Source organism: Cupriavidus sp. 05N39 (assembly GCF_056397325.1).
Genome location: NZ_JBFTNE010000160.1, coordinates 1 through 11,120, shown reverse-complemented (window position 1 = coordinate 11,120; position 11,120 = coordinate 1). Strand labels below are relative to the sequence as shown.

At 67.3% G+C, this 11,120-nt stretch carries 9 protein-coding genes and 1 pseudogene; 9 read left to right on the top strand and 1 reads right to left on the bottom strand.

The genetic code is table 11. From position 1 onward, the window contains the following. Positions 1-43: 43 nt before the first annotated feature. Positions 44-991: a LysR family transcriptional regulator gene (locus AC1DN0_RS38645; protein WP_441636960.1), complete on the bottom strand. Its 948-nt coding sequence runs from the start codon at positions 989-991 to the stop codon at positions 44-46. A 147-nt stretch (positions 992-1,138) separates the two neighbouring features. Between AC1DN0_RS38645 and AC1DN0_RS38640 the strand changes: the two genes are divergently transcribed. The 9 genes and pseudogenes from AC1DN0_RS38640 to AC1DN0_RS38600 all read left to right on the top strand — a co-directional run. Beyond that, positions 1,139-2,116, top strand: coding sequence for a tripartite tricarboxylate transporter substrate binding protein (locus tag AC1DN0_RS38640; RefSeq protein ID WP_441636958.1), 978 nt, complete (start codon positions 1,139-1,141; stop codon positions 2,114-2,116). 106 nt (positions 2,117-2,222) lie between these two features. Beyond that, positions 2,223-4,328, top strand: a complete 2,106-nt coding sequence (locus AC1DN0_RS38635) for an acetate--CoA ligase family protein (protein ID WP_441636956.1) — start codon at positions 2,223-2,225, stop codon at positions 4,326-4,328. After that, a pseudogene (locus tag AC1DN0_RS38630) lies at positions 4,325-5,490 on the top strand (acyl-CoA dehydrogenase family protein). Before AC1DN0_RS38635 ends, AC1DN0_RS38630 begins: the two are co-directional and overlap by 4 nt. A 29-nt stretch (positions 5,491-5,519) precedes the next feature. After that, positions 5,520-6,413: a MaoC/PaaZ C-terminal domain-containing protein gene (locus tag AC1DN0_RS38625; protein ID WP_441636954.1), complete on the top strand. Its 894-nt coding sequence runs from the start codon at positions 5,520-5,522 to the stop codon at positions 6,411-6,413. Between the two features lie 47 nt (positions 6,414-6,460). Next, positions 6,461-7,210 (top strand): 3-oxoacyl-ACP reductase FabG, encoded by a 750-nt coding sequence (fabG, locus tag AC1DN0_RS38620; protein ID WP_441636952.1) that lies wholly within the window; start codon positions 6,461-6,463, stop codon positions 7,208-7,210. Then, the gene (locus AC1DN0_RS38615) at positions 7,203-8,027 is read left to right on the top strand and encodes an enoyl-CoA hydratase/isomerase family protein (protein ID WP_441636950.1); all 825 of its coding nucleotides are present in this window, start codon (positions 7,203-7,205) and stop codon (positions 8,025-8,027) included. The genes fabG and AC1DN0_RS38615 overlap by 8 nt, the downstream gene beginning before the upstream one ends. Continuing rightward, the gene (locus tag AC1DN0_RS38610) at positions 8,024-9,220 is read left to right on the top strand and encodes an acetyl-CoA C-acetyltransferase (RefSeq protein WP_441636948.1); all 1,197 of its coding nucleotides are present in this window, start codon (positions 8,024-8,026) and stop codon (positions 9,218-9,220) included. The genes AC1DN0_RS38615 and AC1DN0_RS38610 overlap by 4 nt, the downstream gene beginning before the upstream one ends. Before the next feature lie 31 nt (positions 9,221-9,251). Beyond that, positions 9,252-10,508 carry a CoA transferase gene (locus AC1DN0_RS38605; RefSeq protein WP_441636946.1) on the top strand — a complete coding sequence of 419 codons (1,257 nt, stop codon included), beginning with the start codon at positions 9,252-9,254 and terminating at the stop codon, positions 10,506-10,508. Between the two features lie 266 nt (positions 10,509-10,774). Then, positions 10,775-11,120, top strand: a 346-nt coding sequence (locus tag AC1DN0_RS38600) for a plasmid pRiA4b ORF-3 family protein (RefSeq protein WP_477146492.1), incomplete at its 3' end; no start/stop codon positions are given.

Sequence of the window (11,120 nt, the reverse complement as noted above, 5' to 3'; positions counted from 1 at the left end):
TAGTTGCTATGGGCGAAGTCCGTGTAGCCGTAGGCCGGCCGCGCTACCCTTGGCGCCTACCTCCGCTCCGCTTAACTACCTCCCGCCTGGCCCCAGGCGCCTTCTCCGTCGTCGCCTCGATACTCTCGCGAAAACGTTGCGTGACAGCGGTTTCGTCCAGCGCGTGATACGCCAGCGAAATGCCGATCGACGCATCCGGCGGCAGGTCGGAGATCGGGCGGAATACCACGCGGCCCGATGAGTGGGATGCGTTGACAGACGGCACCAGGGCGATCCCGAGCCCGCTATCCACCAGCCCTACCACGGTCTGCACCTGTACGGCTTCCTGCGCGATGTAGGGGCTGATGCCGGCGCGTGCGAACAGGTGCGACACCGCGGCTTGCAGGCCGCCCACGCGTGAGGGCGTGTAGCCGATCAGGGGGTAGTCGGCGAGGTCGTGCAAGGCGACCTGCTTCTGCTTGGCCAGGGCGTGGCCGCGCGGGAGCGCGGCACAGAATACGTCGGTCTGGATCAGCTGGAAGCGGACGTTCTCCGGGCGGGCGGTGGGCACGCGCACGAAACCCACGTCAAGCTCGCCGCTTTCCACCAGCGATAGCAGTTCGAGGTTGGTGCCTTCGCGCAATTCCAGCTTGACATGCGGGTGGCGCTTGGTGAACGCCTGTATCAGCCGCGGCAGCAACCCGAACGTGACCGAGCCGATAAACCCGATGCGTAGCCGTCCGGCTTCGCCGCTGGCGGTCGCACGCGCGGCCGCGCTGACTTCTTCCGCATTCTGCAGGCATTTCCTGGCGGCTTGCAGGGCGGCTTCGCCGGGGGCGGTCAGCCGTACGCCGCGGGCAGTGCGCTCGAACAAGGGCGTGCCGAGTTCTTCCTCCAGTTTGCGGATGGCGACGGAAAGCGGCGGCTGTGCCATGAAGAGCCGCTCTGCCGCCCGGCTGAAGCTGCTGGTCTCGGCGACGGCGACGAATTGCTTGAGTTGACGCAGGTCCATCCATATACCTCGTGTATAGCTCGGTGCATGTAAAGTATTGGATTAAGTATATGGCATTGCTTACGATTGTTTCTGAAACAGGCACAAAGAAGCCGAGGGCGCCAGGCACACGTTTGGCCGCGCCTGACCTCAGACCGGAGACAATCGATGATCAGCACGAAACGCTGGCTTGCCGCTGCCGTTGCGGCCACCGCCGCGCTCACCTTGCCCGCGCTTACCTTAGCGCAGACTTTTCCTGCCAAGCCCGTCAAGATCGTCGTGCCTTACCCGCCGGGTGGCACCAATGACATCGTGGTACGCCTGCTGGCGCAGAAGCTGGGTGACAGCATGGGCCAGCCGTTCGTGGTCGAAAACAAGCCCGGCGCCTCCGGCAACCTGGGCGCGGAACAGGTGGCCCGCGCGGCGCCCGACGGCTACACGCTGCTGCTGGTGACGACCGGGCATTCGATCCACCATTCGCTCTACAAGAACCTGCGCTACAACATCAAGACCGATCTCACGCCGGTGAGCGAGCTCACGCGCGGCCCGATGCTGGTGATGGTGACCCCGTCGTTGCCTTACAAGACGGTGCAGGACGTGATCGCCGCGGCCAAGGCCAAGCCGGGATCGATCAACTTCGGCTCGGCGGGCAACGGCTCGTCCACGCACCTGGCCACCGAGCTGCTGAGCTCGATGGCCGGGGTGAAGATGACCCACATCCCGTACAGCGGCAGCGCGCCTGCCATGGCGGACGTGATGGCGGGCAATGCCCAGCTGGTGATGGACCTGATGTTCTCGGCGCTGCCGCAGGTCAATGGCGGCAAGCTACGTGCGATCGCCATCACCGGCGCCAAGCGCTCGCCGCTGCTGCCGAATGTGCCAACGGTGGCAGAGTCCGGCGTGCCAGGCTTCGAGACCCTGGCGTGGAACGGGCTGATGGCGCCCTCAAGCACGCCCAAGCCGATCATTGACAAGCTCAACGCCGAGATCCACAAGGCGCTGGACGCGCCGGAGATGAAGGAGCGCCTGCGCGCGCAGGGCTTCGAGCCGTCGCCGGGCACGCCTGAGCAGTTCGGCGCGTTGATCCGCTCGGAGATCGACCGTTGGGCAAAGGTCGTCAAGACGTCCGGCGCCAAAGTCGAATAAGCCAGATTTGCGAAGGCAGGGGCGACTGCCGCGCCGGCCCGATCCGCTCCTTTTCTTTTCCTCGTCCCTCTCCGCCGCCACTGTTTTTCTTGCAAGCGATCTCGCCATGCCAGACCGTAATCCCTTTGTCCGTCTCCTTCGCCCGCGTTCCGTCGCCGTCATCGGCGCGTCGGACGATCCGCTGCGCATCGGCGGCCGGCCTATCGACTACATGCGCAGCCAGGGGTACCAGGGCCGCCTGATGCCGGTCAACCCCAGTCGCGCCACCATCCAGGGCCTGGAAGCCTACGCCAGCGTGGCCGACCTTCCGCAGACGCCGGACGTGGCCATCGTGGCGGTGGCCGCCAAGCTGGCGCCCGACGTGGTAGCGGAACTGGCGGCACGCGGCACGGCGGCGGCCATTGTGTTTTCCGCCGGGTTTGCCGAGGCCGGGGACGAGGGCGCGCAGATCCAGCAACGCATGGTGGCTTCGGCGCGCAAATACGGCATGCGCCTGCTTGGCCCGAACTCGCTGGGCGTGGTCAATCCCGGCACCGGATTTTACGGCAGCTTCACCTCGGTGGTGGAAATGGGCTTTCCGGTGGCGGGGCGGGTCGGCATTGCCAGCCAGTCCGGCGCGTATGGCAGCCACATCCTGGGCATTGCGCGCGATGCAGGCATCGGCGTGTCGGCCTGCGTGATGAGCGGCAACGAGAGCGACATCAGCCTGGGCGACATCGTCCACGCCATGGTGGACGACGACAACACCGATGTGATCGCGGTCTACTCCGAGGGCATCCGCGACGGGCAGCGCCTGATGCAGGCGCTGGAGGCCGCGCGCAAGGCGCGCAAGCCGGTGGTCATGATGAAGGTTGGCACCAGCGCGGTGGGCAGCGCGGCGGCGCAGTCGCACACTGCTTCGCTGGCCGGAAACGACGCGGTGACCGAGGCCGTGCTGGCCGAGTTCGGCGTGGTGCGGGCGCGCTCCACCGAGCATATGCTCGACGTGGCACGACTGGCCACGCGCCGCATCTATCCTGCCAACAATTCCCTGGGCGTGATTACCGTCAGCGGCGGCGCCGGCGTCATTATTTCCGACGCGGCGGAAGTGGCCGGCTTGCCGATGCCGGAGATGCCCCCTGCGACCCAGGAGCACCTGAGAGCATTGCTGCCCTTTGCCGCGCCGCGCAACCCGGTGGACTGCACGGCGCAGTTCCTGAACGACATGACCATCGCGGGGCGCTTCACGCAAGCGGTGGTGGCCGAGGGCGGCTACCAGTCGGTGCTGGGTTTCTTTACCTACACAGGCGGCGCCGACTCGATCGCGCCGCGCCTGCGCGAGCAGCTAAAGGGCGTGCGCGACAAGCATCCTGACCGGCTCTACCTGCTGTCGGTGCTGGCCTCGCCCGAGCGTGTGCGCGAGTACGAGGCCGACGGCTTCACCGTATTCGAGGATCCCACCCGCGCGGTGGTGGCCATCGAAGCCATGGGCCGCTTTGGGCAAGCGTTTGAGCGGGCTCCCAGCTTGCCGCCGCCCGCGGTGCCCGCTGTGGACCTGCCGGGACGCACGCCCAGCGAGGCGCAGGCCAAGCGCGTGCTGGCGCAGGCCGGCATCGCCGTGGCCCCGGAACGCGCTTGCGCCACGGCCAGCGAGACGGTGGCGGCGGCCGAGGCGTTGGGCTATCCCGTGGTGCTCAAGATCCTGTCGCCGGACATCCAGCACAAGTCCGAGATCGGCGGCGTGCTGCTGAACATCACCGATGCCGAGGGCGTGCGTGCCGGCTTCGGCCTGTTGATTGCTCGCGGCAAGGAGGCCGTGCCGGGCGCGCGCCTCGAAGGCGTGCTGGTCGCCAAACAGCTCAGCGGCGGCGTGGAGTGCATTCTCGGCATCCAGCGCGATCCGGTCTTTGGCCCGGTGGCCATGTTCGGGCTGGGCGGCATCTTTGTGGAAGTGATGAAGGACGTGGTGCTGCACCGTTGCCCGTTCGGCGAGGACGTGGCCGAGCAGATGATCCGCTCCATCAAGGGCGCGCCGCTGCTGCTGGGCGCGCGCGGCAAGCCGCCGGTGGATATCAAGGCGCTGGCGGGCATGCTGGCGCGGCTGTCTGTGTTTGCGCACCAGGCTGGCCCGCGCCTGCAATCGGTGGACCTGAATCCGGTGTTTGCGATGCCGCAAGGACAGGGCGCCTTTGCCGTCGACGCCGTGATCGAGGTGACGGAGTTGCCCCGATGATTCGCGACGCCGAAACCCTCAACGCCCTGCTCGACAGCATCCAGCGCTTTGTGCGCGAGGAACTGGTGCCCGCCGAGCGCCTGGTGGACGAAACCGACGAGATCCCGCCGCGCATCGTGCAAGGCATGAAGGATCTCGGCCTGTGTGGCATGACCATCCCGGAGGCGTACGGCGGGCTGGGGCTCACCACCGAAGAAGAGGCGCTTGCCGCCATCGAACTGTGCCAGACCTCGCCGGCGTTCCGCTCGCTGATCGGCACCACCATCGGCATCGGCTCGCAAGGCATCCTGATGGATGGCACGGATGCGCAGAAGCAGGCATTCCTGCCGCGCCTGGCCAGCGGCGAGATCCTGGCCTCGTTCGCCCTGACCGAGCCGGAGGCCGGCTCCGAACCGCATCCCTGCGTACCACCGCGAGCGCAAACGGCGATGACTACGTGATCAACGGCACCAAGCGCTATATCACCAATGCGCCCTATGCCGGCATCTTCACGGTGATGGCGCGCACGGACGCCGCCATCCCGGGCGCGGCTGGCATCACCGCCTTTATCGTGGACGCCGGCACGCCGGGCATCAGCTTTGGCAAGCGGGACCGCAAGATGGGCCAGCGCGGCTCGCATACCTGCGATGTGATCTTCGACAACGTGCGGGTGCCGGCCAGCCGCATTATCGGCGGCGCCGGTAACACGGGGCAGGGTTTTCGCACCGCGATGAAGGTATTGGACAAGGGGCGCATCCACGTTGCCGCCGTCTGCGTGGGCGTGGCCGAGCGGATGCTGCGCGATGCCCTGCGCTATGCCACCGAGCGCCGCCAGTTCGGCCAGCCGATTGCCAGCTTCCAGCTGGTGCAGGCGATGCTGGCCGACAGCCAGGCGGAACTGTACGCCGCGCGCAGCATGCTGCTCGATACCGCGCGCAAGCGCGACGACGGCCTGAACGTCTCCAGCGAGGCGGCTTGCTGCAAGCTGTTTGCCTCCGAGATGTGCGGCCGCGTGGCCGACCGCGCGGTGCAGATCTTTGGCGGTGCCGGCTATGTGGCCGACAGCGGCATCGAGCGCTTTTACCGCGATGTGCGCCTGTTCCGCATCTTTGAAGGCACCACCCAGATCCAGCAGGTTGTCATCGCCCGCAACATGATCCGCGGCGCCGCAGCGCAGGCCTGACGCAATCACCATCGACCAGAAGATCCGCCATGCCTCTCGATCCCAAGCAACTCCTCAGCCGCCAGTTTGCGCCCGTCGAGCAGGCTTACAGCGCGCGCGACAGCATGTGCTACGCGCTGGGCATCGGCCTGGGCGCCGATCCGCTGGACGCGGGCCAGTTGCGCTACGTCTATGAGCACGCGCGCGGCGGCCTGCAGGCGCTGCCCACGCTGGTCAACGTGCTGGGCTACAGCGGCTTCTGGGCCGACCAAGCGGACACCGGCATCACCTGGCAGAAGCTGGTGCATGCCGAGCAGGCGTTCGTGCTGCACCGTCCGTTGCCGGCGCAGGGCCGGGTGGTTGGCCGGAACAAGGTCACCGCGCTATACGACAAAGGCCCGGACAAAGGCGCGTTGATGATGCAGGAGCGCCAGGTGCATGACGCGGCCACCGGTGACCTGCTGGCCACCGTCACCCAGACAACCATGCTGCGCGCCGATGGCGGCTTTGCCGCCGGCGGCGCCACGGCGGGCTCGCCGCCGCCTCCGCATGGGATGCCCGAGCGCGAGCCGGATGCCGTGTGCGATCTGGCGACGCTGCCGCAGGCTGCGTTGCTCTACCGGCTCAACGGGGACTTCAATCCCTTGCACGCCGACCCGGCGGTGGCGCAGCCGGCCGGGTTCTCACGGCCCATCCTGCATGGCCTTTGCACCATGGGCATCGCCATGCACGCCGTGCTGAAAACCGTGCTTGGCTACGACGCCGCGACGGTGCGCGGCATGCGGGTGCGCTTTACGGCCCCGGTGTTGCCCGGCGAAACGCTGCGCACGGCGATCTGGGTCGATGGCCCGGTGGTGTCGCTGCGCACCACGGCGCTGGAACGCGGTGTGGTGGTGCTCAACGCCGGGCGCGTGGACCTGGGCCAGCCGCCCGCTCCAATCTGACGCTGCTTGCGCAGTCATCCCGATACACGTATTCCGAGGAGAACCGAATGGATCTACAGATCAAGGACAAAGTCGCCATCGTCACGGGCTCGGCCCGCGGGCTGGGCGCGGCTACGGCACGCCACTTGGCGCAAGAGGGCGTTAAGGTGGTGATCACGGACATTCTGCGCGAGCAGGCCGAAGCCACGGCCGCCGCGCTGCGCGCCGACGGCTTGCAGGCGCATTGCATCGTCGCGGACATCACCAAGAGCGCCGACGTGCAGCGGCTGGTGGATGAAGCCGTCGCGTATTTTGGCGGGGTGCACATCCTGGTCAACAACGCCGGCTTTCCACGCGACAAGTACCTCGTCAAGATGACCGAGGAGGACTGGGATCTGGTGATGGAGGTCATGCTCAAGGGCGCCTTCCTGGCCACCAAGGCCGTGATGCCGCGCTTGATCGAACAGGGCTGGGGACGGGTCATCAACATCAGCTCGCGCGCGCACCTCGGCAATCCCACGCAGGCCAACTACGCGGCGGCCAAGGCCGGGCTGATCGGCATGGCCAAGGCGCTGGCGCTGGAGGAAGGGCGCTACGGCGTGACGGTCAATTGCGTGGCGCCTGGCTTCATGGAAACCGAGATGGTGCAGGCCTTGCCCACCTACGAGACCATCAAGGAGCGGGCTGTCGCCGCGCAGCCGATCAAGCGGGTTGGCCGGCCGGGCGACATCGCCGATGCAGTGGCCTTCCTGGCTTCGGAGCGCGCCAGCTTCATTACCGGCGAAGTGCTGCACGTGACCGGTGGGCGCTATGGCTGAGATCTCGGCAGGGCCGGTGCGTTGCTCCGCCAAAGACGGCATTGCCACGCTGATGCTGGACAACCCGCCGCTGAACGTGGTCTTCCGCGGCCTGACCGAGGCGCTTGACCGTGCCCTGGACGCGCTGGAACGCGATCCCGCCGTGCGCGCCGTGGTGCTGACCGGCGCCGGCACCCGTGCCTTCTGCGCGGGATCCGATATCGCCGAGTTCCGGCCGCTGATGCGGCCCGGGCAGATCGTGCCGGGCAAGCTTGCCTTGCAGCATGCGGTGTTCGGGCGGCTGGACGATTTCCCGAAGCCGACGGTGGCGGCGGTCAATGGCCTGGCGTTTGGCGGCGGCCTGGAGATCGCGGTCTGCTGCGACCTGATCGTGGCGGACGAGACGGCGCGCTTCGCGCTGCCCGAGATCAAGCTGGGCGTGTTCCCCGGCAGCGGCGGCCCGGTGCGCGTCACGCGTCGCGTGGGCGAAGGGCGTGCCAAGGAGCTGATGTTCCTGGGCGAGGCCATCGACGCCGGCACCGCGCTGGCCTGGGGCCTGGTCAATCGCGTGGCGCCGCCGGGCCAGGCGCTGCAAGCCGCATTGGCGCTGGCCACCACGCTGGCGCAGCGCCCGCCGCTGGCGCTGGCGCTGTGCAAGCAGGCCATCGACCTGAGCTTTGACACTACCGAAGACGAGGCCATGCGGCGGGCACTGCCGCTGTCGGACCGCGTCTTCAGTTCCAAGGAAGCGCAGGAAGGCGTACGTGCCTTCTTCGCCAGGGAAACCCCGCGGTTCGGCACTGACGAACTGCATCAAGAACAAAGGACGCCATCATGAAACGAGCCGCAATCGTCTCCCCGCTGCGTACGCCGATCGGCGCGTTCGGCGGCAGCCTGCGCAGCATCTCCGTGGAAGAACTCGGCGCCACCGTGGCGCGCGCCGTGGTCGAGCGCACGGGCCTGGATCCGGCCCGCATCGAGGATGTGGTGTTCGCCCATTCCTACGCCAACGGCGAAGTGCCTTGCACAGGCCGCTGGGTGGCGCTACAGGCCGGCTTTCCCATCAGCGTTGCCGGCATGCAGCTGGACCGCCGCTGCGGCAGCGGCCTGCAAGCCATCGCCACGGCTGCGATGATGGTGCAGACCGGCGCCGCCGATGTCGTGATGGCCGGCGGCGTCGAGAGCATGAGCAACGTGGAGTACTACACCACCGACATGCGCTGGGGCAAGCGCGCCGGCACCGTGAAGTTCCATGACCGCCTGGAGCGCGGGCGCGAGCGCTCGCAGCCCGAATCCCGCTTTGGCCGTATCTCCGGCATGATCGAGACCGCCGAGAACCTGGCGCGCGACTACGGCATCTCGCGCGAGGAGGCCGACGCTTTTGCGCTGCGCAGCCACCAGCGCGCCGCCGCCGCGTGGTCCAGCGGCAAGTTCGCGCAGGAGGTGGTGCCGGTCAGCGTGCCGCAACGAAAGGGCGAGGCGCTGATCGTGAGTGAGGACGAGGGCATCCGTGGCGATCTCACCATCGAGCAGCTCGCGCGGCTCAAGCCCCTGATGAAGGACGGCATCGTCACCGCGGGCAATGCTTGCCAGCAGAACGATGCCGCTGCCGCCTGCCTGATCGTGACCGAGGACAAGCTGGAAGCACTCGGCCTGGAGCCCATCGGCTACCTGCATAGCTGGGCCGTGGCCGGTTGCGAGCCGTCGCACATGGGCATCGGCCCGGTGCCGGCTGTCAAGAAGCTGTTCGGCAAGAATGGGCTGGGCTTCGACGACATGGGCCTGGTGGAGCTGAACGAAGCCTTTGCCTGCCAAGCGCTGGCCTGCGCCAAGGGCTGGGGCTGGAACGATCCGGAGCGCTTCAACGTCAACGGGTCCGGCATCTCGCTGGGCCATCCGGTGGGCGCCACCGGCGTGCGCATCATGACCTCGCTGATGCATGAGCTGGGCCGGCGCGGCGCGCGCTATGGGCTGGAAACCATGTGCATCGGCGGCGGGCAGGGCATCGCCGCCGTGTTCGAACGCGCCTGACGCCGCAGCCAATACGAACCGGACCGCCCCCATGACCTACCCCTTCCTCAACCGGCTGCGCGTGATCGAAAGCTCGGCCTTCATCGCGGCGCCGCTGGCCGGCCTCACGCTGGCGCAGTTCGGCGCAGACGTGATCCGCGTGGACATGATCGGCGGCGGCATCGATTACATGCGCATGCCGCGCATGCCGCAGGCCGACGGCAAAGGGCGCAGCCTGTACTGGACCGCGCTGAACAAGGGCAAGCGAAGCATCGCGGTTGACCTGCGCAAGCCCGAAGGGCGCGAGCTGGTGCAGGCGCTGGCGACGGCGCCAGGGCCGGATGCGGGCGTGCTGCTGACCAATATCGGCACGCCGTGGCTCGCGCACGAGGCGCTGGCCGCGCGGCGCGCGGACATGATCAGCTGCACCATCCAGGGCAACGGCGACGGCAGCACGGCGGTGGACTACACGGTTAATTGCGCCACCGGATATCCGGCTGTCACCGGCGGCGGGTCGCGTGAGAGGCCGGTCAACCATGTGCTGCCGGCGTGGGACATTGCCTGCGCGTACCAGGCCGCCTTTGCCGTGGTCGCGGCGGTGGAGCAGCGCCGGCGCACGGGCGCAGGCGCGGAGCTGAAGCTGGCGCTGTCGGACATGGCCTTCACCATGCTGTCGCATCTTGGCCTGCTGGCCGAGGCCGAATTGCTGCAGCAGGAGCGGCCGTCGATCGGCAACCACCTGTATGGTGCCTTCGGCCGCGACTTCGGCACGCTGGACGGCGGCCGCCTGATGGTGGCAGCGATCTCGGCCGGGCAATGGAAAGCGCTGGTGGAGGCTTGCGGCATTGCCGGGCAGGTGACTGCGCTGGAGCAGCGTACCGGCCTGAACCTGGGCGACGAGGCCGATCGGTTTGCCTGCCGCGAGGCCATTGCCGAGCTGGTCGCACCCTGGTTTGCCACCCGCACGCAGGCCGAGGCGGAGCGTTTTCTGGAAGCGCGCAAGGTCTGCTGGGGCCGCTACAGCACGGTCGGCGAGTTGCTGGCCGGCGATCCGCGTGTCAGCCTTGCCAATCCGGTGTTCGAGCGCATTGCGACGCCAGGGATCGGCGAACATCTTGCGGCCGGAGCGGCCGTGCGGGTTCCGTCGATCGAGCGCGAGGCAACTTTGCCGGCCGCGTTGCTGGGCACGCATACCAACCAGGTACTGCATGAAATCCTGGGGCTGGACGGCGCCGCCATAGGCCGGCTGCATGATGCCGGCGTGGTGGCGGGCCCGGAGCGCGATCCCACTGCCAGCGGCACTGCGTGACGAACGTGGTGGACTCGGCGGGTGGCAATTCGAGGGGACAGAGAACGCTTGGGGTTACCTAACCGATACCAGATAGGTATCTAACAGATACCATTTGGCTTTCCGTGGCGGCCGATCTTTCACCTATCTGCGATCGACGCGCAGCTTAATTGAGGCAGCCGATGATCGGCCATCGACCGGACGGTCCTGAAGAGGAGACCGCGCCAAAACGGGGGCGAACTACCGGACCACCGCCGAGAGGCCAATGAGGCACCTAAAATGCGCGCATGGTTTCCGTTCCTGGGCCGGCGATCACCGTCCTTCAACTTCGAATTGCTCTGAGCGCCCTGAGCCCGCCGGTTTGGCGACGCGTCCTCGTTCCTGAGCACTTGACGCTCGGACAATTGCACAATGTCATCCAGGTAGTCATGGGCTGGGCCGACGAGCATCTGCACACGTTCAGCATTCGTGGCAGGCGTTACGGCAAAGCTCATGAGGCCGTCTTGCAGTTCTCCACCGCGGCAAACGAACTGCCACTGACTGCGTTTCGTCTCCGCGAACACGAAGGCTTCGTCTATGTGTATGACTTCAACGCGTGGTGGCGCCACGAGATACGGGTGGAGCGGCGTAGGC

Coding starts and splice junctions, on each gene's coding strand:
- AC1DN0_RS38645 (WP_441636960.1), bottom strand. CDS start 991: ATGGACCTGCGTCAACTCAAGCAATTCGTCGCCGTCGCCGAGACCAGC.
- AC1DN0_RS38640 (WP_441636958.1), top strand. CDS start 1,139: ATGATCAGCACGAAACGCTGGCTTGCCGCTGCCGTTGCGGCCACCGCC.
- AC1DN0_RS38635 (WP_441636956.1), top strand. CDS start 2,223: ATGCCAGACCGTAATCCCTTTGTCCGTCTCCTTCGCCCGCGTTCCGTC.
- AC1DN0_RS38625 (WP_441636954.1), top strand. CDS start 5,520: ATGCCTCTCGATCCCAAGCAACTCCTCAGCCGCCAGTTTGCGCCCGTC.
- fabG (WP_441636952.1), top strand. CDS start 6,461: ATGGATCTACAGATCAAGGACAAAGTCGCCATCGTCACGGGCTCGGCC.
- AC1DN0_RS38615 (WP_441636950.1), top strand. CDS start 7,203: ATGGCTGAGATCTCGGCAGGGCCGGTGCGTTGCTCCGCCAAAGACGGC.
- AC1DN0_RS38610 (WP_441636948.1), top strand. CDS start 8,024: ATGAAACGAGCCGCAATCGTCTCCCCGCTGCGTACGCCGATCGGCGCG.
- AC1DN0_RS38605 (WP_441636946.1), top strand. CDS start 9,252: ATGACCTACCCCTTCCTCAACCGGCTGCGCGTGATCGAAAGCTCGGCC.